Annotated in this window: 25 protein-coding genes and 1 pseudogene; 16 read left to right on the top strand and 10 right to left on the bottom strand. The window is 69.9% G+C overall.

Annotated elements, in window-relative coordinates; genetic code table 11:
- The first annotated feature begins 193 nt into the window (after positions 1-193).
- From ACWDEW_RS45645 to ACWDEW_RS45605, 9 genes are all read left to right on the top strand, one after another.
- A complete protein-coding gene (locus ACWDEW_RS45645) occupies positions 194-2,041 on the top strand; it encodes an ATP-binding protein (RefSeq protein WP_450521791.1) in 1,848 nt (615 codons plus the stop codon).
- The gene (locus ACWDEW_RS45640; protein WP_317880350.1) at positions 2,038-2,442 is read left to right on the top strand and encodes a roadblock/LC7 domain-containing protein; all 405 of its coding nucleotides are present in this window, start codon (positions 2,038-2,040) and stop codon (positions 2,440-2,442) included. Before ACWDEW_RS45645 ends, ACWDEW_RS45640 begins: the two co-directional genes overlap by 4 nt.
- The gene (locus tag ACWDEW_RS45635) at positions 2,442-2,786 is read left to right on the top strand and encodes a DUF742 domain-containing protein (protein WP_450521790.1); all 345 of its coding nucleotides are present in this window, start codon (positions 2,442-2,444) and stop codon (positions 2,784-2,786) included. Before ACWDEW_RS45640 ends, ACWDEW_RS45635 begins: the two co-directional genes overlap by 1 nt.
- Positions 2,767-3,405, top strand: a complete 639-nt coding sequence (locus ACWDEW_RS45630; protein ID WP_450521788.1) for a GTP-binding protein — start codon at positions 2,767-2,769, stop codon at positions 3,403-3,405. Before ACWDEW_RS45635 ends, ACWDEW_RS45630 begins: the two co-directional genes overlap by 20 nt.
- Positions 3,402-4,607, top strand: coding sequence for a cytochrome P450 (locus ACWDEW_RS45625; protein ID WP_450521786.1), 1,206 nt, complete (start codon positions 3,402-3,404; stop codon positions 4,605-4,607). Before ACWDEW_RS45630 ends, ACWDEW_RS45625 begins: the two co-directional genes overlap by 4 nt.
- 74 nt (positions 4,608-4,681) lie before the next feature.
- Complete coding sequence (locus tag ACWDEW_RS45620; RefSeq protein WP_450521785.1) at positions 4,682-5,911, top strand: cytochrome P450 family protein; 1,230 nt, start codon at positions 4,682-4,684, stop codon at positions 5,909-5,911.
- An 87-nt stretch (positions 5,912-5,998) separates the two neighbouring features.
- Positions 5,999-7,117: a phosphoserine transaminase gene (gene serC / locus ACWDEW_RS45615; protein WP_450521783.1), complete on the top strand. Its 1,119-nt coding sequence runs from the start codon at positions 5,999-6,001 to the stop codon at positions 7,115-7,117.
- Between the two features lie 267 nt (positions 7,118-7,384).
- Complete coding sequence (locus tag ACWDEW_RS45610; RefSeq protein WP_450521781.1) at positions 7,385-8,221, top strand: acyl carrier protein; 837 nt, start codon at positions 7,385-7,387, stop codon at positions 8,219-8,221.
- A 65-nt stretch (positions 8,222-8,286) separates the two neighbouring features.
- On the top strand, positions 8,287-8,967 hold the full coding sequence (locus ACWDEW_RS45605; RefSeq protein ID WP_450521779.1) for a transmembrane-type terpene cyclase: 681 nt from the start codon (positions 8,287-8,289) through the stop codon (positions 8,965-8,967).
- On the opposite strand, the pseudogene ACWDEW_RS45600 reads toward ACWDEW_RS45605, so the two are convergent.
- The 4 genes and pseudogenes from ACWDEW_RS45600 to ACWDEW_RS45585 all read right to left on the bottom strand — a co-directional run.
- Positions 8,966-9,196: pseudogene (locus ACWDEW_RS45600) on the bottom strand (hypothetical protein); the annotation flags it as partial. The gene ACWDEW_RS45605 and the pseudogene ACWDEW_RS45600 overlap by 2 nt on opposite strands.
- 4 nt (positions 9,197-9,200) lie before the next feature.
- The gene (locus ACWDEW_RS45595; RefSeq protein ID WP_450521777.1) at positions 9,201-10,718 is read right to left on the bottom strand and encodes a cellulase family glycosylhydrolase; all 1,518 of its coding nucleotides are present in this window, start codon (positions 10,716-10,718) and stop codon (positions 9,201-9,203) included.
- A 126-nt stretch (positions 10,719-10,844) separates the two neighbouring features.
- Positions 10,845-11,750, bottom strand: a complete 906-nt coding sequence (locus ACWDEW_RS45590) for an ABC transporter permease (protein WP_450521775.1) — start codon at positions 11,748-11,750, stop codon at positions 10,845-10,847.
- Positions 11,747-12,763: an ATP-binding cassette domain-containing protein gene (locus tag ACWDEW_RS45585; protein ID WP_450521774.1), complete on the bottom strand. Its 1,017-nt coding sequence runs from the start codon at positions 12,761-12,763 to the stop codon at positions 11,747-11,749. Before ACWDEW_RS45585 ends, ACWDEW_RS45590 begins: the two co-directional genes overlap by 4 nt.
- A gap of 89 nt (positions 12,764-12,852) precedes the next feature.
- Between ACWDEW_RS45585 and ACWDEW_RS45580 the strand changes: the two genes are divergently transcribed.
- Positions 12,853-13,626, top strand: a complete 774-nt coding sequence (locus ACWDEW_RS45580) for a TetR/AcrR family transcriptional regulator (protein ID WP_450521772.1) — start codon at positions 12,853-12,855, stop codon at positions 13,624-13,626.
- A 15-nt stretch (positions 13,627-13,641) separates the two neighbouring features.
- Here the strand turns inward: ACWDEW_RS45580 and ACWDEW_RS45575 are convergent, their stop codons facing one another.
- On the bottom strand, positions 13,642-14,628 hold the full coding sequence (locus tag ACWDEW_RS45575; protein WP_450521770.1) for a WD40 repeat domain-containing protein: 987 nt from the start codon (positions 14,626-14,628) through the stop codon (positions 13,642-13,644).
- 79 nt (positions 14,629-14,707) lie between these two features.
- On the opposite strand from ACWDEW_RS45575, the gene ACWDEW_RS45570 reads away from it, so the two are divergent.
- Positions 14,708-15,484, top strand: a complete 777-nt coding sequence (locus tag ACWDEW_RS45570) for an SGNH/GDSL hydrolase family protein (RefSeq protein ID WP_450521768.1) — start codon at positions 14,708-14,710, stop codon at positions 15,482-15,484.
- Here the strand turns inward: ACWDEW_RS45570 and ACWDEW_RS45565 are convergent.
- Positions 15,415-16,260, bottom strand: coding sequence for a Stf0 family sulfotransferase (locus tag ACWDEW_RS45565; RefSeq protein ID WP_450521766.1), 846 nt, complete (start codon positions 16,258-16,260; stop codon positions 15,415-15,417). The two genes, ACWDEW_RS45570 and ACWDEW_RS45565, sit on opposite strands and share 70 nt — an antisense overlap.
- Positions 16,261-16,332: 72 nt before the next feature.
- Here ACWDEW_RS45565 and ACWDEW_RS45560 point away from each other — a divergent pair, with 72 nt between their 5' ends.
- Complete coding sequence (locus ACWDEW_RS45560; RefSeq protein ID WP_450521764.1) at positions 16,333-16,920, top strand: Uma2 family endonuclease; 588 nt, start codon at positions 16,333-16,335, stop codon at positions 16,918-16,920.
- Positions 16,921-16,975: 55 nt separating this feature from the next.
- Positions 16,976-17,968 carry an aldo/keto reductase gene (locus ACWDEW_RS45555; protein WP_450521762.1) on the top strand — a complete coding sequence of 331 codons (993 nt, stop codon included), beginning with the start codon at positions 16,976-16,978 and terminating at the stop codon, positions 17,966-17,968.
- Between the two features lie 203 nt (positions 17,969-18,171).
- On the opposite strand, the gene thpR is transcribed toward ACWDEW_RS45555, so the two are convergent.
- Positions 18,172-18,768 (bottom strand): RNA 2',3'-cyclic phosphodiesterase, encoded by a 597-nt coding sequence (gene thpR, locus ACWDEW_RS45550; protein WP_450521760.1) that lies wholly within the window; start codon positions 18,766-18,768, stop codon positions 18,172-18,174.
- A 41-nt stretch (positions 18,769-18,809) separates the two neighbouring features.
- On the opposite strand from thpR, the gene ACWDEW_RS45545 reads away from it, so the two are divergent.
- Entirely contained in the window at positions 18,810-19,322 is a 513-nt protein-coding gene (locus ACWDEW_RS45545; protein WP_450521759.1) for a GNAT family N-acetyltransferase, read from the top strand.
- Between the two features lie 15 nt (positions 19,323-19,337).
- On the opposite strand, the gene ACWDEW_RS45540 is transcribed toward ACWDEW_RS45545, so the two are convergent.
- Positions 19,338-20,690 carry an MFS transporter gene (locus ACWDEW_RS45540; RefSeq protein WP_450521757.1) on the bottom strand — a complete coding sequence of 451 codons (1,353 nt, stop codon included), beginning with the start codon at positions 20,688-20,690 and terminating at the stop codon, positions 19,338-19,340.
- Positions 20,691-20,839: 149 nt separating this feature from the next.
- Positions 20,840-21,277, bottom strand: coding sequence for a MarR family winged helix-turn-helix transcriptional regulator (locus ACWDEW_RS45535; RefSeq protein ID WP_019072529.1), 438 nt, complete (start codon positions 21,275-21,277; stop codon positions 20,840-20,842).
- Between the two features lie 163 nt (positions 21,278-21,440).
- Here ACWDEW_RS45535 and ACWDEW_RS45530 point away from each other — a divergent pair, with 163 nt between their 5' ends.
- A complete protein-coding gene (locus ACWDEW_RS45530) occupies positions 21,441-21,632 on the top strand; it encodes a ribbon-helix-helix protein, CopG family (protein ID WP_201056140.1) in 192 nt (63 codons plus the stop codon).
- On the opposite strand, the gene ACWDEW_RS45525 is transcribed toward ACWDEW_RS45530, so the two are convergent.
- The gene (locus tag ACWDEW_RS45525; protein ID WP_450521755.1) at positions 21,625-23,019 is read right to left on the bottom strand and encodes an NCS2 family permease; all 1,395 of its coding nucleotides are present in this window, start codon (positions 23,017-23,019) and stop codon (positions 21,625-21,627) included. The two genes, ACWDEW_RS45530 and ACWDEW_RS45525, sit on opposite strands and share 8 nt — an antisense overlap.
- A 133-nt stretch (positions 23,020-23,152) precedes the next feature.
- Between ACWDEW_RS45525 and ACWDEW_RS45520 the strand changes: the two genes are divergently transcribed.
- Positions 23,153-23,422, top strand: a complete 270-nt coding sequence (locus tag ACWDEW_RS45520) for a DUF2530 domain-containing protein (RefSeq protein ID WP_362971337.1) — start codon at positions 23,153-23,155, stop codon at positions 23,420-23,422.
- Positions 23,423-23,477 lie beyond the last annotated feature (55 nt).

Raw genomic sequence — 23,477 nt, 5'->3', positions numbered from 1 at the left:
CAGCATGAAGGGATTCTGTAAACGCATCCAGAACCTCCCCAGTTCGATCACTAACTCTCATATAGTGACGGACAGTTGAGCACCCGGTGTCGCTTCTCGCCCAGGAACCCGACGAGCACCCCCCGAGGACACGACCGAGGACGACAGAGGACCACGACCAAAGACGCCCGAGGACCGACCGAGGACCCCCTTCATGACCGCCCCCATGCTTCCCGGCGAACGACCCACCTTCCGCACCCTCGCCCCCGCCCCGCTGCTCACCGCCGTCCTGGCCGGACTCGCGGTCGCCGGCGCGGTCTCCGTGGCCCCCGGTTCGCAGCGCCTCGCGGTCGCCTGCGCGGCGGGCGCCGGCGCGCTGCTGCTGTGCGCGGCCGTCGCGGCGGCGGCGCACGCCTACCAGACCGCCCGTGTCACCCGCCGCCGGCTGGAGGCCGTCACCCTGGACGCGGGGCGGCTGCTGCAGGAACGGGCGCGGCTGAGCACGGAGTTGGACCGCGAGCGCGTTCAGCTGACCGAGGAGCTGACCCACGAGCGGGCCCGGCTGACCGCCGAACTCACGCAGGAACGCGCCCGGTTGACCTCCGAGTTCTCCCAGGAGCGGATGCGGCTCACCACGTCCTTCGCGGAGGAGCGCAGCCGCCTCACGGAGGAATCCGCCCTGGAGCGGGCCCGACTGACCGCCGAGAACAAGCAGTTGGCCGAGCGCGCCCGCCGGGACTCCCACGAGCGGGCCGCCGCGCTCTCCGCGACCGCCAACGCGGCGGGCCGTATGCAGGCGCTGGCCACCGGCATGCTCGCCGACCTGCGCGCGATGGAGGAGCGGCACTCCGACGAGGACGTCCTCGCCGACCTGCTGCACCTGGACCACCGCACCGCGCAGGCGGGCCGTCTCGCCGACTCCGTCGCCGTCCTCACCGGGGCACGCTCCGGCCGCCGTTGGGCCCGCCCGATCGCCATGGAGTCGATCCTGCGCGGCGCGATGGGCCGGATCGGCGGCTACCAGCGGGTGCGGGTGCACTCCACGAGCGACGCCGCCGTCGCCGGGCACGCGGCCGAGGGCGTGATGCACGCGCTCGCCGAACTCCTCGACAACGCCGCGAACTTCTCGCCGCCGACCGCCGAGGTGCATGTCTACGTCGAAGAAGTGCCCGCCGGTGTCATCCTCTCGGTGGAGGACAGCGGACTGGTCATGGGCGACATCCAACTCCGGCGCGCCGAACGGGCCGTGAGCGGCGACTCCGCCGAGCTGGGCGGTCTCACCGGCACCCGGCTGGGCCTCGCGGTCGTCGGCCGGCTGGCCCGCAAGTACGGGCTGAAGGTGTCGTACCGGCCTTCAGCGCGCGGCGGCACGGGCGTCCTGATGCTCGTACCGCAGGACATCCTGGTGCCGCAGGACTCCCCGGCGGCTCCGCCGGAGGCCGTCGCGCTTCCCGAGCCGGTCGCCGTGTCGCGCCCGGAGCCGGAGACCGCGCCGGAACCGCTCGTCCCGGGACAGCTGCGGGTGTCGTACGCCTCCGCGCGCGCCGGCTCCGACCTGGACCCGGACCCGGTCCCCACGCACGAGTCCCCGGACCGCGACGCCCTGTCCGACGTGTTGTCCGACGCCCTGTCCGAGGTCCTGGCCGAGTCACGGCCGGACGACGCCTCGGGCGACGCCCCGGACGACGCCTCTGGCGGCCTCCCGGAAGGCCTGCCCAAGCGGCGCCGGGGGCAGGCGCTGGCGGCGGCCGAGCGTTCCCGCGCGCGTGCGGAGGCAGCGGCCGCCGTGTCGCACCCCGCGCCCACGGCCGACGACACCCTGGCCCGGGCCACCCGCTTCAACAGCTTCCGCCAGGCCGTACGCGGCGCGATGACCGAACAGCTGCCGCCCGTAGCGGAGTCCGGTGCGGCGACGGCCGAACAGTCATCAGCCGTAAGGGAGTTCGGCACGACGACCGCCGAACGGCACGCGCCCGCAACGGAGTCGGAGCCGGAGTCGGAGCGCTCCGAACACGCCACGTCCCTCACCCACCCGAACCCGGAAGGCAACCCCACCTCATGACCGGCACGACCACCGCCGACGAGAAGCTCACCTGGCTCATCGAGGGCCTCCTGGAGCGCACCCCGGGCGCGCGACACGCGCTGGTGCTGTCCCGGGACGGCCTGAAGCTGTGCCGGACGCCCGAGCTCTCCGTCGACCAGGCCGACCAGCTCGCCGCGATCGCCGCCGGGATCCAGTCGCTGTCGCACGGCGCGTCGGTGGAGTTCGGGGACGGCAGCGGGGGTGTGCGCTCCGCGATGACGGAGTTCTACGGCGGGGTGCTGTTCATCGTCGAGGCCGGTGAGGGCGCGCACCTGGCGCTGGTCACCACGGAGGACGCGGACGCGGGTCTGATCGGGCACAACATGAGCGAGCTGGTGGAGCAGCTCGGCGAGCACCTGCGCGCGGAACCCCGTTCGTGATGAGCCGCCCCGGCAGGGACGACTCGCCCGACCGCCTCTACACGCTCACCGGCGGCCGCACCCGTTCCGCACCGGACAACCCGTTCGACCTGGTGACCCTCGTGGTCGCCGAGGGCGATCCGGTGACCGGTATGCAGTCGGAGCACGCGGCGATCCTGCGGCTCACCGAAAGCCCCACCGCGGTGGTGGAGTTGGCGGCCGAACTGCGGCTCCCGGTGAGCATCACCAAGATCCTCCTCTCCGACCTTCTCGCGGCCGGCCGGGTCAGTGCCCGGCATCCGCGGAGGGCCGTGTCCGATCCCGACATCCTGGAACAGGTGCTCGTTGGACTCCGCAATCTCTGACGCGCGCACCCCGTTGGGTGCCTCCGCCGACAACGGCCTCAAGATCGTGGTCGTCGGCGGCTTCGGCGTCGGCAAGACCACGCTGGTCCGTTCGGTCAGCGAGATACGTCCCCTCAACACCGAGGAGACGATGACGAAGGCCGGCGAGGCCGTCGACGACATCAGCGAGGTGCGCGGCAAGTCCGCGACCACCGTCGCCTTCGACTTCGGCCGCATCACGCTCGACGCCCGCAATGTGCTGTACCTGTTCGGCGCGCCCGGCCAGGAGCGGTTCTGGTTCCTGTGGGACCGGCTGTTCTCCGGGACGCTCGGGGCGGTCGTCCTCGTCGACACCCGCCGGATCGGCGACTCCTGGTACGCCATCGACCGCCTCGAACACCACGGCACGCCCTTCATCGTGGCCTGCAACGACTTCGGCGGCCCCGCCTACACCCCGCGGCAGATCCGCGAGGCCCTCGACCTCGACCCGCACGTCCCCCTCCTGGACTGCGACGCCCGCTCCCGCGCGTCCGCGAAACAGGTCCTGATCACCCTGGTCGAGCACGTCAGGAGCTCCTACGCCGCCCAGGGCCCCGCCCGCCACCAAGTCCCCGTCCCCCACCAGGAGTTGGCCCTGTGACCGCGCCCGTACCGCTGAGTGGACCCAGGTTCCAGACCGAACCGGCGCGGCTGTACCGGGAGATGCGGCGCGAGCACGGCTCCGTGACGCCCGTGGTGCTGGACGGCGACATCCCGGCCTGGCTGGTGCTCGGCTACCGCGAACTGCATCAGGTCACCGGCGATCCGGTGCTGTTCAGCCGGGACTCGGACCTGTGGAGCCAGTGGGACCACATCCCCGACGACTGGCCGCTGCTGCCGATGATCGGCCGCAAGCAGCCGTCGATCCTGTACACGGTCGGCGAGCGGCACCGCGAGCGCGTCGGCATGATCAGCGACGCGCTGGAGGCCGTGGACCCCTCCGAACTGCGGTCGTACGCCGAGAAGTTCGCGGACGAGCTGATCGACGGGATCTGCGCCAAGGGTGAGGCGGACATCGTCGGCGACTACGCGATGCTGCTGCCGGTGCGGGTGCTGGCCCGGCTCTACGGCTTCCGGGACGAGCAGGGTCCGGGACTGGTGACCGCGCTCAACGACATGATCGACGGCCGGGATCGCGCGATCGCCGGGCAGACCCATCTCGCCACGTCCATGGGGAGGTTGCTGGCCGACCGGAAGGACGAGCCGGCCGACGACGTCGTGTCGCGGATGCTGACGCACGAGTCCGGCTTCGACGACGTGGAGATCGCCCAGGACCTGATGGTGATGATGGCGGCCGGTCACCAGCCGACCGCCGACTGGATCGGCAACTCGCTGCGCCTGATGCTGACCGACGACCGTTTCGCGGCCTCGCTGTTCGGTGGCCGCAACAGTGTCGCCGAGGCGATGAACGAGGTGCTGTGGGAGGACACCCCGACGCAGAACGTGGCCGGGCGCTGGGCCTCCCGCGACACCCAGCTCGGCGGCCGGCGCATCCGCACCGGCGACCTGCTGCTGCTCGGCCTCCAGGGTGCCAACTCCGACCCCCAGGTCCGCACCGACGGCTCCGCGCTCACCGGCGGCAACAACGCGCACTTCTCCTTCGGGCACGGCGAGCACCGGTGTCCGTTCCCGGCGCAGGAGGTGGCCGAGGTCATCGCGCGGACGGGCATCGAGGTCGTACTGGACCGGCTGCCGGACATCGACCTGGCCGTACCCGCCGAGTCCCTGACACGTCGGCCCTCGCCGTGGCTGCGGGGTCTGACCGCGCTGCCGGTGCGGTTCACGCCCGTACCCGCGCTCTGAGTTCCGCGTTCCGAGTTCCGCGTTCCGGCCCTTGAGCCCTGAGCCCTTGAGCCCTGTCCTGGAGGCACTCCCGTATGAGCACCGGTACTGAAGAGACCCGTATCGTTCTCGACCCCTTCGTCGGCGACCTGGACGGCGAGAGCGCCAGGCTTCGAGCGGCCGGTCCGCTGGCCGCCGTAGAACTCCCCGGTGGGGTGCCCGTATGGGCCGTGACCCGTCACGCCGAGGCGAAACAGCTGCTCACGGATCCGCGGCTGGTGAAGGACATCAACGTGTGGGGGGCCTGGCAGCGCGGGGAGATCCCCGCGGACTGGCCGCTGATCGGGCTGGCGAACCCGGGCCGTTCCATGCTGACCGTGGACGGCGCCGACCACCGCCGGATGCGCACGCTGGTCGCGCAGGCGCTCACCCCGCGCCGGGTGGAGCAGATGCGGGAGCGGATCGCGAAGCTGACGGAGGGCCTGCTCGACGGGGTCGAGGCGGCCGGGGGTGAAGTCGTCGACCTGAAGGCGCAGTTCGCGTATCCGCTGCCCATGTTCGTCATCGCCGACCTGATGGGCATAGCGGAGTCCCGGCTCCCGCGTCTGAAGGAGCTGTTCGAGAGGTTCTTCTCGACGCAGACCCCGCCCGCCGAGGTGATCGCGACGCTGACCGAGCTCGCGGGCATCATGGCGGCGACGGTCGCGGCCAAGCGCGCGGAGCCCGGCGACGACCTGACGTCGGCCCTGATCGCGGCCTCCGAGGACGGCGACCACCTCACCGACGAGGAGATCGTCTCCACGCTGCAGCTGATGGTCGCGGCGGGCCACGAGACGACGATCTCGCTGATCGTCAACGCGGTCGTCAACCTGTCGACGCACCCCGTCCAGCGCGCCCTGGTGCTGGCCGGCGAGGCCGACTGGTCCTCGGTGGTCGAGGAGACCCTGCGCCACTCCACGCCCACCTCGCACGTCCTGATCCGGTTCGCCACGGAGGACGTCCAGGTCGGCGACAAGGTCCTGCCGGCCGGGGACGCGCTGATCGTGTCGTACGCCGCGATCGGCCGCGACGAGCAGGCCCACGGCCCGACGGCCGGCGAGTTCGACATCACCCGCACCAGCGAGAACCGCCACATCTCCTTCGGCCACGGCCCGCACGTCTGCCCCGGCGCCGCCCTGTCCCGGCTGGAGGCGGACGTGGCGCTCCCGGCCCTCTACGAGCGCTTCCCGCAGCTGGACCTGGCGGTCCCGGCGTCCGAGCTCCGCAACAAGCCGGTGGTGACGCAGAACGACCTCTTCGAGCTGCCGGTGCGGCTGGCCCCGTAGCTCACCGTCCGTCCACGGGCCGGAGCGGTCGTCTCATCGAACGGACGCGTTTCCGTCCGGTTTCACCGAGGGGATACGCTCCGGCTCGTGGCTGATATCGAGATTCCCGCTGACATCAAGCCCGCCGACGGACGGTTCGGCGCTGGCCCCTCCAAGGTGCGGACGGAGGCGCTGGACGCGCTGGCCGCCACCGGTACGTCTCTGCTGGGCACCTCCCACCGCCAGGCCCCGGTGAAGAACCTGGTCGGCAAGGTGCGCGAGGGCGTCTCCGCACTGTTCTCGCTCCCCGAGGGCTACGAGGTCGTCCTCGGCAACGGCGGCTCGACGGCCTTCTGGGACGTCGCGACCCACGGCCTCATCGACAGCAAGTCGCAGCACCTGACCTTCGGCGAGTTCAGCTCCAAGTTCGCCAAGGCGGCCAAGCTGGCCCCGTGGCTGGCCGAGCCGACGGTGATCGCGAGCGACCCCGGTACGCACCCGGAGCCGGCCGCCGAGGCGGGCGTCGACGTGTACGCGTTCACGCACAACGAGACGTCGACGGGTGTGGCCGCGCCCATCAAGCGCGTCGCGGGCGCCGACGACGGCGCGCTGGTCCTGGTGGACGCCACCTCGGGCGCGGGCGGCCTCCCGGTCGACGTCGCCGAGACGGACGTCTACTACTTCGCCCCGCAGAAGTCCTTCGCCTCCGACGGCGGCCTGTGGATCGGCGTGTTCTCCCCGGCCGCGATCGAGCGCGCTGAGCGCATCCACGCGTCCGGCCGCCACGTCCCGGAGTTCTTCTCGCTCCCCACGGCGATCGACAACTCGCGCAAGAACCAGACGTACAACACCCCCGCGCTGGCCACCCTGTTCCTCCTCAACGAGCAGCTGGAGTGGATCAACGGCCAGGGCGGCCTGGCCTGGTCGACGGCCCGCACGAAGGACTCCTCCAGCCGCCTCTACAGCTGGGCCGAGAGCTCCAAGTACGCGACCCCCTTCGTCGCGGACGCCACCAAGCGCTCGCAGGTCATCGGCACCATCGACTTCGCCGACGAGATCGACGCGGCGGCGATCGCCAAGGTCCTGCGCGCCAACGGCATCGTCGACACCGAGCCCTACCGCAAGCTCGGCCGCAACCAGCTCCGCGTGGCGATGTTCCCGGCGATCGACCCGGCGGACGTCGAGGCGCTGACGAAGTGCATCGACTATGTGATCGAGAAGCTCTGACCTTTCGGCTACGGCCTTCTCGGCTACGACACGCAGGGCGCCCCGCAGAGCTGGTTGCGGGGCGCCCTTTGTCGTCGTAGGAGACGGCGGGCAGCCTGCGGCCGACATCGAGGTGAACCCGGAACCGGGACAAATCAACCTCCCGCCACAGCCGCGTAACAGCGACCGCACAGAGAACAACTCCCGCTCCACACCACCGGTCGAACCTGCTGCGTCGCACCCTCGCGGCGCAACTCCCGCAGTCCCGACCGAAGATGGAGTTGCCCCATGCCCAGGCCCATGCCCAAGCCCATGCCCAGGAAGTCCCTGCCGACGCGGCTCGCCGCCACCGCCGCGCTGCTGCTCGCCGCCGGCGCCCTGTCCGCGCCCGCCGCCTCCGCGACGCCCTCGGACGCCTCCCCCGGCGACGCCTACGTCCTGAAGGTGACCACCAACCCGGCCGCCACCAGCTACGACAGCCGCCGCGTCGACGTCACCGGCACGGTCACCAAGGCCGACGGCACGCCCGCGCCGAACATCCCCGTCACGGTCCAGGAAGTCGTCAAGTTCACCACCTGGAACCCCTGGGGCGACCCGATCGACCCCACCTACTACGAGCCGCGCGACCTGGGCACGCCGGTCACCGACGCGAGCGGGAAGTTCACCATCCCCGGCGTCGACATCGACCACACGACCGGCAGCAGCCTCCTCAACGTCCAGCAGGGAGTGGACATCACCGCCCTGTACGACGTGGACGGCAACCCCAACACCCCGCAGGACGGCTACTACGCGGACACCACCGTGAACGCCAACGCCCGTTCCAGCTCGGTCAGTTACCGGGTCAGCAAGAAGAAGGTGAAGTCCGGCGACATCCTCACCGTCTCGGGCCGGGTCACCCTCCCCAAGGGGGTCCGGCCCGCGGGCACCGAGGTCTTCCTGCAGACCTACTGGGAGCAGGAGTACGACGTGAAGACGATCGCCACGTACAACGGCTCCTTCGTCCTGTCGGTCCGAGTCAAGGGCTACGACGACACGTTCACGCTGCGCACTGCGCCGAGGGACATGTACGTGGCGGGGGCGACGCGGCAACTCCCCATCACCAACACGTCGTTGCCGCGGGGGTAGTACACAGGCAAACGTGGCTGTTAGCGTCCGCGCGACCCGTCAGAGATCCACAGCAGGAGACGCAGATGGACATCTCCCTCATCCTCGCGAGCGGCATCGCCTGGACCATCGTGTACGTCGAGGCGATCCGGATCGGGTTCCGCGAGCGCACCTACGCCATGCCGGCCGTGGCGCTGGGCCTGAACTTCGCGTGGGAGTGGACGTACGCGGTGCACAACCTGGCCTTCGACCCGTCGGTGCAGGGCGGTATCAACCTGGTATGGGGCATCGCCGACGCGGGTATCGTGTACACGTTCTTCCGGTACGGCCGCGCCGAGTTCCCGTCGTTCGTCACGCCACGGATGTTCGCCGGCCTGAGCGTGCTGCTGTTCGGTATGTCGTTCGCCGTGCAGTGGCTGTTCCTGGCGAAGTTCGGTGCGGAGGACGGGGCCGGCTACTCGGCGTTTCTCCAGAACCTGCTGATGTCCGCCCTGTTCATCGCGATGTTCGTCGCGCGGCGCGGACTGCGCGGACAGTCGGTGACGATCGCGGTGGCCAAGTGGCTGGGCACGCTCGCGCCCACGATCCTCTTCGGCGCCCTTCAGCACGACGGGTTCCTGCTCGGCCTCGGCATCATGTGCAGCGTGCTCGACCTGGTCTACGTCCGGTTGTGCGTGGGGGCGAAGCGGGACGGCCGCGTGGGTGACGTACCCGAGCCGCCCCGCACCGTGACAGATCAGGCCGACAGTACGTCCATGAAGGCATGACCAGGAACGCCGTGGCTTCCAGCGGAGTCATCTCCTCTTTGGTCCGGTCTCCGCACTGCTGACGCCACAGGTTGGGGCTCAGTTCGGAAGCCGCGGCGATCACCAAGCCGGCCATCACCGGGATGGCCTCCCGGGGGCAACTCCTGGGCATCATCCGCATCGTGGCCACGGGGGTGGGCACCACGTACTCGATGACGTCCTTGCCCTCGCTCTTGTGAGCCTTCCTCAGCCCCTCACGTCGCCGTACAGCTCAGGCTCGGCACGCTCCCACCCCCCGGAGCACCCCCGAACCCGAAACTCGCCGAACCCCCCACGCCCACACTCCCGTTGTGATCCGCGTTCACCGCGGTCACACTCGCCCCGCTCTGCGTGTACGTCGCGTTCCACATGTTCGTGATCTGCTGGGTGCCGAACCAAGTCCACTTCACCTGCCAGGACTTGAGGGCCGAGGTCCCGGAGTTCTTCACCGTCACGTCGGCGTTGAAGCCGCTGCCCCAGTCGCTGGTGACGGTGTAGGTCGCCGTGCACGCGGCCGTGCTTCCGCCGCCGCCTCCGTCTCCCCCGCCCGTCCCCGTGCCCGGAAACCCGGCCGCCTTGATGCTCGCCAGATACCCGTCCTTCACCGTGTCCACAGTCGCCCAGTCGTCCTTCAGGATCCCGCCCGTGTCACCGGAGTTGGGGTTCCACGACCAGAAGGTCCAGGAGAAGGTGTCGGCGCCGTACGTCGAAGTCGGGCGGAGGTAACTCACCAGCGCCGCAAGCCACTTCTGGTCCACCGTCGATGCCAGCGTCGTACCGAACTCGCCCACCCACACCGGCGCGATGTTCTGCCGGAAGAGATAGCCCCAGTACTTGTCCCACACCCCGGGCATGTTCGCCGGGAAGGTCGGGTCGCTGAACCACGGCTGCTGGGCCACGCTCGTCGCGTAGTCGTGGGCGGAATACACCACCCGGTTGGGCACGGTCAGTTGGACCGGGTACTGGCCCGCGCCCATCAGGTTGCCGCCCCACCAACCCGACACACCGGCATACGTCTGCACGCCCTCCACGAAGATCAGCAGGTCGGGGTTGACCGACAGCACCGCGTTGCCCGCGCGCTCCGCCGCCAGCCGCCAGTCCGTCGCCACGTCGCCGCAGCCCCAACACGCCGGATCGTGCGGCTCGTTGTGGAGGTCGATGCCGATGACCGTCGACTGGCCCGCGTAACGGGCCGCCAGCGAACGGAGGTTGGCGATCCAGGTCGACTCCGGCACCGCCGCCGTGTACCAGAGCGCCGACTGCGCCGACGCGTCCGGGCGGTGCCGGTCGAGGATGACCTTCAGGCCGTCCTGGCCTGCGTAGGCGACAAGTCTGTCCATGATCTGGAGCGAGTTCAGGCCCTGGAGGTCGGCGTTCTTGCCGCTGGAGAAGTCGATGCTGTTGGGCACCGTGCCGGACTTGAAGATGTCGTCGCTGTAGGGGAGGCGGATGGTGTTGTAGCCCAGCGACTTCATCTGGTCGATCATGCTCTTGTAGTCGCGTGACCAGAGGCCGTGGACGACGTAGTTGGCGGTCTCGAAACCGAACCAGTTGATCCCGGCGATACGGACCGGCTGGCCCGCCGCGTCCAGGATCTGGCGGCCACTGGTGTGCCAGTAGCCGGCGCCGGCGGCACTCGCCGTATCGGCCGCCTGCGCCGTGTGCACACCGGCCAGCGGCAACACGAGCACCGCGGCAACAACCCCCAGCGCTCTTCTCAAGCTGCGGAACATGTCGCTGCTTCCTCTCGGGAGGCGCGGGTCCGGAATCGGTGGGAGCGCTCCCACCACCCTGCGTCTCCCATGGAAGCCACGTCGCGTGGACACGTCAAGACAACGGACGCCGGCAGTCGTCCACGGCTATCTGCTGAGCCTGCGGAACCTCCGCACCGCCAGCGGAAGGAACAGCAGGGTCAGCGCCGCCGGCCACGCCCCCGCCAGCAGCAACGCATGTTGCTCCGGCCAGGACGTCCCCTGCCCCGTCGGCGCCCCGAAGAGCGCCCGCGTCGCGCCCGCCGTCGACGAGAGCGGGTTCCACAGGGCGGCCTGGCCCAGCCAGTGGGGCATCTGGGTCGGGGAGACGTAGATGCTGGAGATCATCGTCAGGGGGAAGACGATCGCGAACAGACCGCCCACCTGCTCGGGCCCCGGGAGCAACAACCCCAGCCACACCCCCACCCAGATCAGCGCGAAGCGGAGTGCCAGGAGCAGCGCCACCGCCTTCACGAAGTCCAGGCCGAGGCCGATGTCGATGCCGAGGCCCGCACCCAGGTCGGGGCCCGCGCCGAACTCCGGGCGCCAGCCCATGCCGTACGCCGTGGCCATCATGATGCCCAACTCCGCGCAGGCGACGATGAGATCGGTCGCGCCGCGCCCCGCCACCACCGCCGACGGCGCCATCGGCATGGAGCGGAACCGGTCGATGACGCCCTTCTTCGCGTCGTTCACGAAGATCGTCGCCGTCGACACGAAGCCCATGGCCACCGTCATCACGAACATCCCCGGCATCAGGAACGCCTTGTAGTCCCCGCCGCCCGGCACCCGCATCGCCTTGCCGAAGACGTACCCGTACAGCAGCACGGACAGGATCGGGAAACCCAACTGCCAGAGGATGCTGACCGGTTGGCGCCGGTAGTGGGTCAGACCGCGCCGGACGACGTTCCAGCAGTCGGCGATCGTCCAGAAGAGACGGCCGTGTTGGGGTCGTCTGCGGTACGTCCGTCCGGTCGCCTCGGACGCCGATGACGTCGACGCGCCTCCGCTCATGCCGCCGCCCCCTCGGTCGTCTCCGAAGCCTCGAACTCCGGCTCCTGGGCTGCCGGTTCTTCTTCCGTACGGCGGCCCGTCAGCCGTAGGAACACGTCGTCCAGGCTCGGGCGGCGCAGGCCGATGTCCTCGACCGGGATGCCGTAGTGCTGGAGGTATCGGGCGACCTCGGTCAGCGACGCCACCCGGTCGGCGACCGGGGCATGCACTCTCAACTCCCCCAGGTCGGCCTCCGGTTGGCCGCCGTGGGCCACCCTCGCAACCGCCTGCAACGCATACGGGATGTGGGCCGGTTCGCGGACCACGACCTCGACGCGGTCGCCGCCGACGCGGTTCTTCAGGCCGTCGAGGGTGTCGTCGGCGATGGCCCGGCCCTGGTCGATGACGGTGATGCGGGAGGCCAGCCGGTCGGCCTCCTCCAGGTACTGGGTGGTGAGCAGGACGGTGGTGCCGTCCGCCACCAACTCCCTTACCGCTTCCCAGACTTCGCCCCGGCTGCGCGGGTCGAGGCCGGTGGTGGGTTCGTCGAGGAAGAGGACGGCCGGGGCGAGGATCATCGACGCGGCCAGGTCCAACCGTCGCCGCATGCCACCGCTGTAGCCGCCCGCGCCCTTGTCGGCGGCGGCCTCCAGGTCGAACTGGCGCAGGAGTTGGGTCGCCCTCAACTTGGCCCGTCTGCGGCCGAGATGGAAGAGACGGCCGAACATCTCCAGGTTCTGCCGGCCGGTGAGGATCTCGTCGATCGCCGCGTACTGGCCGGTGAGTCCGATCCGGGAGCGCACCTGGCGCGGCTGCCGGGCCACGTCGAGTCCGGCGACGGTCGCACTGCCGCCGTCGAGCCGGACGAGGGTGGAGAGGATGCGTACGGCGGTGGTCTTGCCGGCGCCGTTCGGGCCGAGCAGTCCGTGCACGGCGCCCTCGCGGACGGCGAGGTCGAAGCCGTCGAGGGCGCGCTTGTCGCCGTAGCGCTTCTCCAGCCCTTCGGCCTCCACGACGTATCCGTGGCTGCTCATGGTTCCCTCCCTCCCTCCCGAACTGAGTGCACCGTATCCGATGGTGCGTACGGTGTACTCGGTTTTCGCTCCGGACCTAGACTCCCCCCATGACGAGCAGGCCGGCGAGCGGCGGTCAGGAATCCAGTGGCAGCGGCGACATCGGCCGCACCCTCGAACTGCTGTGGGACACCGGCCCCCGCCCGAGCCGCGGCCCGAAGCCGGGCCTGAGCGTCGACCGGATCGTGGACGCGGCCATCCGCATCGCGGACGAGGAGGGGCTCGACGCGGTCTCCATGCGGCGCGTGGCCACCGACCTCGGCACGGGCGCGATGTCGCTGTACCGCTACGTCCCGGGGAAGGCCGAACTCCTCGACCTGATGCTGGACCGCGTCCGCTTCCCGGACCACCCCGACACCCGGGCCACCGCCGCCGGTTGGCGCGCCGCCCTGGAAGGTGCGGCCCGCGACGCGCTCGCCGTCCACCGCCGGCACCCCTGGCTGCTGCGCGTCAACCAGTCCCGCCCGCTGCTCGGCCCCCGCGCCCTCGCCACCCTGGAACACCTGCTCGGCCGCATCCGCCCGATGGGCCTGACCGACCCGGAACTCGTCTCGACGGTCGTGATGATCGACGGCTATGTCGTCGGCGCCGCCCGCACCCAGGTCCACCAGGAGGAGGCGGCCCGCTCCACCGGCCTGACCGACGCGGAGTTCTACGGCGCCCAGGTCCCGGCCCTGGAGAAGGCCATGGCGACCGGCGCCTACCCGACCCTCGCGTCCCTCTCCCCCGACACCTTCACCGCCGGTTTCGACCACTTCGAGTTCGGGCTGGGCCGCATCCTGGACGGTCTTGAGGTACTGGTCCAACAGCGGGGCGGGGACTGAGGGTTCAGCGGTGGCTCAGCTGCGACGGGTCAGCCGCCGCAGCCCGATCACGGCTCCGCACACGACCAGGACGGCGACGGCGCCCACTTTCAGGTTCTTCCCCGAGCCGCCGCTGCCGTCGCCGCTCGCCGAACTCCCGCCCTCCGAGGGCGACTTGGACGCGGACGAGGCACCGTCGGGTGCGTCCTCGGCCTGCACCGGGCTGTCGGTGCCCTCACTGCCGTACATCAGCTTGGTCCCGTCGGCGGAGTAGCTGACGGACTCCCCCTGTCCCTGCAAGGGCACGTCGAGGCGCCCCTTGCGCTTGATCTTCCCGCCGTTCCAGTCGTAGTAGATACCGCCGAAGTAGCCGCGCACGGCGAGCTGTCGGCCGTTGGGGGAGAACGCGGCGTCGGTGGCCCAGAGGTCGACGGAGGCGATCGGCTTGAAGTAGTTGGTGCCGGAGGAGGAGAGCTTGGCCGGCCCCTCGAAGAGATGCCCGCCGTCCTCCTTCTTGTCGATGATGTAGACGCGCCCGGTCTTGGGGTGCACGACCAGCGACTCGGCGTTGCGCGCGCCGTCCGAGTACTTCACGACGTACTGCGTGGCCCGGATCGTCTGGTCCTTGAGCACCTTCGGCTCGGGCAGCTTGTAGATCCAGACGTAGGCCCAGGTCCCGTCGAGGTTGTCGCCGATGTCACCGACGTAGATCTGGTTGTCCGGCCCGATGGAGATGGCCTCGACGTCACGCGGCTTGCCGACCCCGCTGAAGGTGACGGTCGCGACCGTCTTGCCGGTGCTGCTGTCGACGGCGTAGATGTACGGGCCGTCGTTGCTGTCGTTGTGCGTCCAGTAGATGCCCGGGTGCAGGTGCGAGGCGGCGAGGCCGCTGGACTCGGTGATCCGGGAGTCCGTGATCGTGAACCCCTTGTCGCCCTTGCCGTCACCGCCGGCGGCAGCTGCGGGCAGGGCGAGCGCGCCGACGAGGAAGCCGGCGCCGAGGAACGCGAGGAAGCGACGCATGCCCCCAAGCCTGCCATCGTGGCAGGCCTCACACCCCACCGGCTCCAGCGATCGGCCACTGATCGTCCATCATGAGCGGATGCTCAGGTTCATGCCCGTAGGCGACTCCATGACGATCGGGAGCGCGGGCGAACACACATGGCGCTACCGGATCTGGCAGCACCTGCGCGCGACCTACGGCGGCCCCTTCGCCGTGGTCGGCCCGCGCGAGACGCTGTACGACAAGGCGACGGACACGCCCACGTCGTACGAGTACGCCGACCCCGACTTCCCGCACTTCCACCTCGCCGGGTGGGGCGAGGGCTGGCTGCACATGGCCCCGCTGATCGGCGAGGCGGTCCGCGCGCACCGGGCGGACGTCCTCCTGGTCTCCCTCGGCCTGATCGACCTGGGCTTCTACACGAACGCGGCGCAGACGACGGAGAACGTCCGGTCCTTCGTGGCGGAGGCCCGCGCCGCGAGGCCCTCCGTCCGCATGGTCTTCCTCCCGGTCATCCCGAACGTCCGCGCCCAGACGGACGCCCCCTTCGCCGCCGAGGTCACCCTCTTCAACGAACTCCAGGCGAAGGCGGTCGCCGACCTGGACGACCCGCGCTCGCCGCTCCTCCTGGCCTCCCTCCCGGAGTCGTACGACATCAACCACGACACGTACGACGGCACCCACCCGAACGCCTCCGGCGAGCACCGGATCGCGGGGGCGTTCGCGGGGGCGATGCATCAGGCGTGGGGGGTGGGCGGGGAGTACGACGGGGACGGCTCGGACACCTCGTCCACCGCACCTGACGATCAGACGCCGGGGGGCCGCAGCCGGTACCGGTCGGCCCACTCCTCGTTGAGGCGGTCGGCCTGGCGCTGATGACTGGGGGTGACGTGCCGCCCGGCGGGGAGCGTGCGGCCCAGGTGATCGAGGACGCGGAGGGTGACGGCTTCCGGGTCGGCGGAGAGGTCCTCGTAGCGGATGCGGTACGGCTCGACGCCGTGGGCCTCGAACCACCGCTCCCACCCCGCGTTGTGCTCCTCGATCGTCCGCATGGTGCGGGTGATGGCGTCGCGGTCGTAGGAAGGCCGTTCGCTGCCGGGGCGCCCTCCTCCGCTGATCTCGCCCTTCCCGCCGACGAACCAGACACCGCTCTGCTCGGCGCGCACCCATGACACGGCCTGCGCGAGTACGTCGTCCCGCCGCAGCCAGACGAACCGGACCCGGCCGAACTCCCGCTCCAACAGCCGGAGTTCGTCTCCGGCGAGGTCAGGGTGCAGGCGGGTGAGCCGAGTTGTGAGTTCGGCGTGGGTCCCCCACATGAGCTTGGCCCCGAAGACCCCGTTGCCGGTCCGCCCGGCGGCGAGCGCGGCCCGCACGAAGTCGCCGTAGTCCAGGGCGTGTTGGGGCGTGTGGGCCACTCCCCAGCGCTCGGCCCACGCCACCTCGTCCGGCGACCGGAAGTAGGCCTGGGGGTGCCCGGCGACCCCGGTGGAGTCGAGGAGGCCGAGGAGGAGGGAGCTGCCGGTTCGGGGGGTGGCGCAGATGAAGTAGGTGTCCGTGTCCGTGGGGTGGGTCACGAGGAGCAGGGTCGGGGGTGGGGGCGTGGGCGGCAACCGAATATCGACGGTGACGATGGCGTGATCACTCCGCATCCCGGTCACCGTGCGTATCGTTGTACCGCGCGGCTGCACTCGTGCGGAGGGCGGCCGAGGAGGAGCGCCAGGATGACCGTCCTCGAAGACAGGATCGCGATGGCCAAGAGCGACGACGAGATCACGCTCGACGAGTGGTTCGAGCGGATCGAGAAGATGCCCGCCCCCGAGGGATACAAGGTCGAGATCGTCGAGGGGACCGTCTTCATGTCGCCGCAGCGGGACACCCACTGGGAGATCATCTTGGATATCGTCGAGCAGTTGCGGACCAAGTACCCCCGGAAGCGCGTGAAGTCCGACGTCCGTATCGACTACCCGGGTCACCTCAACGGATTCGCGACCGACGTGACGGTGATGGCCGAGGGTGCCGAGAAGACGGAGGGCGGGGGCTGGCGCCACCAGGACGTCGAGTTCGTCGCCGAGGTCATCTCCAAGGGCACGGCCGCCAACGACTACGGCCCGAAGAAGGCCGCGTACGCCCTCGCCGAGGTCCCCGTCTACGTCATCGCCGACCCCTACCAGGGCCGCTGCCACATCTACACCCACCCCAAGGGCGACGACTACACGACCGAGACGAAGGTGGCGTTCGGGGACGACATGGATCTCACCGGCACCGTGGTCGGCCTCACCCTCACCACCGACGAGTTCCCCCGCGACTGATCCCCCATGGCCCCCCCTTGCATCGAGCGCACTCGAAGCCGTTGGCTGAGTACTCATGAAGTACACGCAGCTCGGACGCACAGGTCTCAAGGTCAGCCGGCTCGTCCTCGGGACGATGAACTTCGGTCCGCAGACGGACGAGGCGGACAGTCACGCGATCATGGACGCGGCGCTGGACGCCGGTATCAACTTCTTCGACACCGCCAATGTGTACGGGTGGGGTGAGAACAAGGGGCGCACCGAGGAGATCATCGGCAACTGGTTCGCCAAGAGCCCCGACCACCGCGACAAGACGGTCCTCGCCACCAAGGTCTACGGCAACATGGCCGCCGACGGCGACGCCTGGCCCAACCACGACAAGCTCTCCGCCGTGAACATCCGGCGCGCCGTGGACGCCAGCCTCAAGCGGCTGCAGACGGACTACATCGACGTCTACCAGTTCCACCACATCGACCGTGCCACCCCCTTCGAGGAGATCTGGCAGGCGATCGACACCCTGATCCAGCAGGGCAAGATCCTCTACGTCGGTTCCTCCAACTTCCCCGGCTACAAGATCGCCCAGGCCAACGAGATCGCGGCGCGCCGCGGCGGCACCATCGGCCTCGTCAGCGAGCAGTGCCTCTACAACCTCGCCGAGCGCCGCGCCGAGATGGAGGTCATCCCGGCCGCACAGGAGTACGGCCTCGGGGTCATCCCCTGGTCGCCGCTGCACGGCGGGCTGCTGGGCGGGGTCATCAAGAAGGAGATCTCGGGCGGGCGCCGGGCGAGCGGCCGGGCCGCGGACACCCTCGCCAACCCGGCCTCACGCGCCCAGATCCAGGCCTACGAGGACCTCCTCGACAAGCACGGCATCGAACCCGGAGAAGCCGCCCTGGCCTGGCTCCTCACCCGCCCCGGCGTCACCGGCCCGATCGTCGGCCCGCGCACCGCCGAACAGCTCGACTCCGCCCTGAGGGCCGTAGAGCTGGAACTGAGCGAGGAGATCCTGACCTCGCTCGACGAGATCTTCCCGGGTCCGGGCCCGTCCCCGGAGGCCTTCGCCTGGTAAACGCCGTAAGGGCAAACGCCCCTGTTCTTCTAGGGGCGCGGGGAACTGCGCGACCAGCCACATCCGGCCCGCAGCCGAAATGCGATCCGCAGTTCCCCAGCCCTCACTTGCCGAGCGCCGCCGCAAGCCCGACAACAACGAACAACAGCACAAGCACACCGGCCATGATCCGGTTCCGGAATTTCGGGTCCACGTACCCGAGCCTAACCGCCCGCCCCCAGCCCCCAGCGGGCGACCGCCTCGTACCGCGGCTGCTCCCCCGGAACCCCCGACGTCGGCAGGTCGCTCCGGACGAGCGCCAGCTCGTCCACCGTCCACTGCCGCCCCGCGAAGTCGTCGAGCCGGTCGAGGTACGGCCGTACGTCCGCCGCGTGCCGACTGCGGGCCAGCGTCAGGTGGGGGCGGTAGCGCCGGTGGTCCGCCATCTCCACGCCCGCCTTCCGCGCCGCGGCCTCGCAGCGGTCCGCCAGCAGCCGCAGGACCGCGAGGTCCCCCTCGGCCCCGGCCCACAGCGCCCGCCCGTGCCCGAACTGCCCGCCCCCGCGCACGGCCAGCCCGAACGGCTCGGTCCGCCGCGCCGCCCGCTCCAGCCGGGCCGACAGTTCCGGTACGACGTCCTCGTCGACCTCGCCGTAGAACGCGAGGGTGTAGTGCCAATCGACGGCTCCGCCGTGGGGCCGGCCCGGGCGGCCCGTCCAGCGGAGCGTGTCCGCGCCCGGGAGCTGCCTCAACTCGTCGACCACCGAGGCGAGTTCGGTGGCGATGCGCTCCGGAGGCAGCACGGCGGCGAAGAGTCTCATGAACCCCAGCCTGCCACTGTCCGCACTGCCACCATGAGGGCATGGCCATCAGCATCAGGGACGGCGGGCCCGACGACATCCCCGCGATACTCGGCATGTTCGACAGCGCCGTGGCGTGGCTCGCCGCGCAGGGGCGAACCGGGCAGTGGGGCAGTACGCCGTGGTCGGAGAATCCGAAGGCCGTGGCGATGGTGGAGCGGTATGTGGCGGAGGGGGCGCCGTTCGTCGCCGAGGTGGACGGCGTTCCGGCCGGCACGCTCACCCTCACCGACTCCCCGGGGTCGTACGTCGAAGCCGTCGACGAGCCCGAGCGGTATGTGCATCTGCTGGCCTCCGACCGCCGGTTCAAGGGGTACGGCGTCGGCAGCGCGCTGCTCGCGCACGCGGCGGAGGTGACCCGGGAGGCCGGGATCTCGCTGCTGCGGGTGGACTGTTACGCGGGGGACGACCGCAAGCTCGTCGCCTACTACGAGGCCAACGGGTTCACCGCGACGGAGGCCTTCGTCGTCGGTGAGAACGACTGGCCGGGGCAGGTGCTGGCCCGGAGGGTGTAGCACCTGCCCCAAGTGTCATGCCGCCGCGGTCAGTTGCTCCCGGTCTCTCGGGACGAAGGCCACGCTCGGGTGGCCGTGGTTCCAGCCGACGGACAGGCGCAGGTCGCCGATGCGGGCCAGGACCAGGCCGATCGTGGCGGCGGCCAGGGCGGCGATGGCACCGCCCAGGGCGAAGCTCACGCGGGGGCCGTAGGCGTCGGTGATCCAGCCGACGATCGGTGCGCCCACCGGCGTACCGCCCATGAAGACCATCATGAACAGGGCCATGACCCGGCCGCGCATGGCCGGGTCGGTGCCCATCTGGACGGCGGTGTTGGCCGTCACGTTGACGGTCAGGCCCGCGATGCCGATCGGGACCATGAGCAGGGCGAACAGCCAGTAGGAGGGGGCCACCGCGGCCACGATCTCCAGCAGGCCGAAGGCCGCCGCCGCCGCGATCAGGACGCGGAGGCGGGTGGTGCCGCGGCGGGCGGCCAGCAGCGCGCCGACCAGGGAACCGACCGCCATCAGGGTGTTGAAGAGGCTGTAGGCGCCAGCGCCCGCGTGGAAGATGTCGTCGGCGTAGGCCGACAGCCACACCGGGAAGTTGAAGCCGAAGGTGCCGATGAAGCCGACGAGGACGATCGGCCAGATCAGGTCGGGGCGGCCGGCGACGTAGTGCAGGCCCTCACGGAGCTGGCCCTTGCCGCGCGGGGCGCGCTGAACGGCCTTCAGGTCGCGGCCCCGCATGAGCAGCAGGCTGGCCAGGGGGGCGACGAAGGACAGGCCGTTGAAGAGGAACGCCCAGCCGGTGCCGACGCCGGTGATCAGGACGCCCGCGACGGCGGGGCCCACCAGGCGGGCGGACTGGAAGTTCGCGGAGTTGAGGCTGACCGCGTTCTGCAGCTGCTCGGGGCCGACCATCTCGGAGACGAAGGACTGGCGGGCCGGGTTGTCGACGACCGTGGCGAGGCCGACGGCGAAGGCGGCGACGTAGACGTGCCAGACCTGGACGTGGCCGGAGATGGTGAGGAAGGCGAGGACGAGGCCGGTGAGGGCCATCGCGGACTGCGTGACGAGGAGGGTGGGGCGCTTGGGCAGCCGGTCGACGAGGACACCGCCGTAGAGCCCGAAGAGGAGCATCGGCAGGAACTGGAGGGCGGTCGTGATGCCGACGGCTGCGGAGGAGCCGGTGAGGCTGAGGACCAGCCAGTCCTGGGCGATGCGCTGCATCCAGGTGCCGGTGTTGGAGACGACCTGGCCGATGAAGAACAGCCGGTAGTTCCGGATGCTCAGCGAGCTGAACATCGAGGACTTGCGCGGGGGTGCGGACAGGGAGTCGGGGGTGGCTGGCGCGGGGGCGGAGTCTGCTCCGGGTCCCGAACTCAAAAAAGTCGCCTCCTCTTTCTTTGCTCGTTCGCCTTCGGGGCGCTTCCCGCCGGTGTCGGGAGCCCGACCGTGCTCGGCCCTTCGGGCCTCCGCGCGCTCGACCTCTCGACACCGGCGCGCCCCTACAGCTCACTCGCGCATAGAGCGGTTTACAGGTGTGCGAGTTTCTCCAGTACGGGGGCGGCGGCGACGATCTTCGCCCACTCGTCCTCGTCGAGGCCGTCGACCAGGCCGGCCAGGAACGCGTTGCGCTTGCGGCGGCTCTCTTCGAGCATCGCCTCGGCCTGGGGGGTCTTGGTGACGACCTTCTGGCGCCGGTCCTCGGGGTGCGGCTCCAGCTGCACCAGGCCCTTGGCTTCGAGCAGCGCCACGATGCGGGTCATCGAGGGCGGCTGCACATGCTCCTTGCGAGCGAGCTCGCCAGGGGTCGCGCTGCCGCAGTTGGACAGAGTGCCCAGCACCGACATCTCGGTGGGGCTCAGTGACTCGTCGACCCGCTGGTGCTTGAGTCGACGGGACAGGCGCATCACGGCTGATCGCAGGGAGTTCACGGCGGCAGCGTCGTCGCCATGGGTAAGGTCCGGCATGTTCTTTAGCATAACTCATTACTCTGGCTAAAGACCAACCGGATGCCGCGCGACACGCCGAGATGCCCGTGACCCCGGCCACTGAACCCTTCCGTCACCCATATGAGTGATCCGGGAGCGGAACGTGACACGGTGGCCGGAGCCGCCCCGGACCCTCGTCTGTATGGGGACCAGTGTGCTCAGCCTGCGGATAGACGGGGAGCTGCTTCAGCGGCTCCGGCACCATGCGGCGAAAAGGGGAATGAGCGTCCAGGACTATGTGGTCCAGACGCTCATCCGGGACGACTTCGACGAGCGGTTCCAGACCGCCGTCGAGGAGACCGAGAAGTTCTACGGGGTCAACGGGGTCACGTGAGACCCAGGGCCGGCATCAGGTAGTAGAAGCCGAAGACGGCCGCCACGACGTACATCGGCACCGGGACCTCCCGGCCCCGGCCCGCCACCAGGCGCAGCACCACGAAGGTGATGAAGCCCATGCCGATGCCGTTGGTGATCGAGTAGGTGAACGGCATCATCACCATCGTGATGAAGGCCGGGATCGCGATCGTGTAGTCGGCCCAGTCGATCTCCTTGACGGAGCCCGCCAGGATCAGGAAGCCCACCGCGAGCAGGGCCGGGGTGGCCGCCTGGGACGGGACCATCGTGGCGATGGGCGTGAGGAACAGCGCTACGGCGAAGAGGGCGCCCGTGACGACGTTCGCGAAGCCGGTGCGGGCGCCCTCGCCGACACCGGCCGTGGACTCCACGAAGCAGGTGGTGGCCGACGAGGAGCTGGCGCCGCCGGCCGCGACCGCGATGCCGTCGACGAAGAGGACCTTGTTGATGCCGGGCATGTTGCCCTCGCCGTCGGTCAGCTTCGCCTCGTCGCTGATGCCCATGATCGTGCCCATCGCGTCGAAGAAACACGACAGCAGGACCGTGAAGACGAAGAGCACGCCGGTCAGCACGCCGACCTTGGAGAAGCCGCCGAACAGGCTGAACTTGCCGATCAGGCCGAAGTCCGGGCTGGCGACCGGGTTTCCGGGCCACTTCGGGGTGGTCAGTCCCCAGGAGGGGATCGTCGCGACCGCGTTCACGATCACCGCGAGGACGGTCATCGTGACGATCGAGATCAGGATCGCGCCGGACACCTTGCGGACGATCAGCGCGAGCGTCAGCAGCACGCCGAGGATGAAGATCAGCACCGGCCAGCCGTTGAGGTGACCGTCGGCGCCGAGCTGGAGCGGGACGGTGGTCTGGGCGGCGTCCGGGATGCGGGTGATGAACCCGGAGTCCACGAGTCCGATCAGCATGATGAACAGGCCGATACCGATGGAGATGGCCTTGCGCAGGCCGTAGGGCACGGCGTTCATGACGCGCTCGCGCAGCCCGGTGGCGACCAGCAGCATCACGACCAGGCCGGCCAGCACGACCATGCCCATCGCGTCCGGCCACGTCATGCGGGGCGCGAGCTGGAGGGCGACGACCGAGTTCACGCCGAGTCCGGCGGCCAGCGCGATCGGGACGTTGCCGATGACACCCATGAGGAGAGTGGTGAAGGCGGCCGTGACGGCGGTGGCGGTGACCAGCTGGCCGTTGTCGAGGTGGTGCCCGTACATGTCCTTCGCGCTGCCCAGGATGATCGGGTTGAGCACGATGATGTACGCCATCGCGAAGAAGGTGGCGAACCCGCCCCGGATCTCCCGAGGGAGGCTGCTGCCCCGTTCGGAGATCTTGAAGTAGCGGTCGAGGGCGGTCTGCATTGGATGTTCCTACGAGCAGAAGTGGACAGACGGAAACCGTTTCAGTATGAACATATGAAGACGTCAGGCGCTATCTCCGCGCGTAGACACCCGGAGATCTCCGCGTGTCGCGGCCGCCTCGTAAGCTGTGGGCATGGCGAAGTGGACACCGACACACGAGGCACCGGAGCCCCTGGAGGGCCCGATCGTCCCGACCATCATCGGCGGCACGATCCTCTGGTTCGTCCTCTTCCTGGTACAGCTCCCCTTCTACGGCTGGTTCGACGACCACGGCCATCTGTGGTGGCTGTGGACCTGTCTGGCCGGGGGCGGGCTCGGGCTGATCGGCGTCTGGTACGTCCGGGGGCGGGACGCGGCCCTCAAGCGCGCGGCGGAGGCCTCCCCGTCGACTGCTGCCGAGTAAGGACACTCCCCTACAACCACGGCATCATTGCGCGCAGTCCGCCGTCCTCCCTTGG

Source organism: Streptomyces sp. NPDC001100, assembly GCF_053598575.1.
Note: the sequence above shows the minus strand (reverse complement) of the source record. Positions and strands in the feature narration are given on the sequence as shown.

Excerpts from the sequence above, each read along its gene's own strand:
- ACWDEW_RS45530 (WP_201056140.1), top strand. The coding sequence starts at position 21,441 with ATGGGGACCAGTGTGCTCAGCCTGCGGATAGACGGGGAGCTGCTTCAG.
- ACWDEW_RS45590 (WP_450521775.1), bottom strand. The coding sequence starts at position 11,750 with ATGAGCGGAGGCGCGTCGACGTCATCGGCGTCCGAGGCGACCGGACGG.
- ACWDEW_RS45520 (WP_362971337.1), top strand. The coding sequence starts at position 23,153 with ATGGCGAAGTGGACACCGACACACGAGGCACCGGAGCCCCTGGAGGGC.
- ACWDEW_RS45535 (WP_019072529.1), bottom strand. The coding sequence starts at position 21,277 with ATGCCGGACCTTACCCATGGCGACGACGCTGCCGCCGTGAACTCCCTG.
- ACWDEW_RS45570 (WP_450521768.1), top strand. The coding sequence starts at position 14,708 with ATGCTCAGGTTCATGCCCGTAGGCGACTCCATGACGATCGGGAGCGCG.
- ACWDEW_RS45565 (WP_450521766.1), bottom strand. The coding sequence starts at position 16,260 with ATGCGGAGTGATCACGCCATCGTCACCGTCGATATTCGGTTGCCGCCC.
- ACWDEW_RS45605 (WP_450521779.1), top strand. The coding sequence starts at position 8,287 with ATGGACATCTCCCTCATCCTCGCGAGCGGCATCGCCTGGACCATCGTG.
- ACWDEW_RS45610 (WP_450521781.1), top strand. The coding sequence starts at position 7,385 with ATGCCCAGGCCCATGCCCAAGCCCATGCCCAGGAAGTCCCTGCCGACG.
- ACWDEW_RS45525 (WP_450521755.1), bottom strand. The coding sequence starts at position 23,019 with ATGCAGACCGCCCTCGACCGCTACTTCAAGATCTCCGAACGGGGCAGC.
- ACWDEW_RS45580 (WP_450521772.1), top strand. The coding sequence starts at position 12,853 with ATGACGAGCAGGCCGGCGAGCGGCGGTCAGGAATCCAGTGGCAGCGGC.
- ACWDEW_RS45620 (WP_450521785.1), top strand. The coding sequence starts at position 4,682 with ATGAGCACCGGTACTGAAGAGACCCGTATCGTTCTCGACCCCTTCGTC.
- ACWDEW_RS45635 (WP_450521790.1), top strand. The coding sequence starts at position 2,442 with ATGAGCCGCCCCGGCAGGGACGACTCGCCCGACCGCCTCTACACGCTC.
- ACWDEW_RS45555 (WP_450521762.1), top strand. The coding sequence starts at position 16,976 with ATGAAGTACACGCAGCTCGGACGCACAGGTCTCAAGGTCAGCCGGCTC.
- ACWDEW_RS45640 (WP_317880350.1), top strand. The coding sequence starts at position 2,038 with ATGACCGGCACGACCACCGCCGACGAGAAGCTCACCTGGCTCATCGAG.
- ACWDEW_RS45545 (WP_450521759.1), top strand. The coding sequence starts at position 18,810 with ATGGCCATCAGCATCAGGGACGGCGGGCCCGACGACATCCCCGCGATA.
- ACWDEW_RS45585 (WP_450521774.1), bottom strand. The coding sequence starts at position 12,763 with ATGAGCAGCCACGGATACGTCGTGGAGGCCGAAGGGCTGGAGAAGCGC.
- thpR (WP_450521760.1), bottom strand. The coding sequence starts at position 18,768 with ATGAGACTCTTCGCCGCCGTGCTGCCTCCGGAGCGCATCGCCACCGAA.
- ACWDEW_RS45575 (WP_450521770.1), bottom strand. The coding sequence starts at position 14,628 with ATGCGTCGCTTCCTCGCGTTCCTCGGCGCCGGCTTCCTCGTCGGCGCG.
- ACWDEW_RS45645 (WP_450521791.1), top strand. The coding sequence starts at position 194 with ATGACCGCCCCCATGCTTCCCGGCGAACGACCCACCTTCCGCACCCTC.
- ACWDEW_RS45560 (WP_450521764.1), top strand. The coding sequence starts at position 16,333 with ATGACCGTCCTCGAAGACAGGATCGCGATGGCCAAGAGCGACGACGAG.
- ACWDEW_RS45595 (WP_450521777.1), bottom strand. The coding sequence starts at position 10,718 with ATGTTCCGCAGCTTGAGAAGAGCGCTGGGGGTTGTTGCCGCGGTGCTC.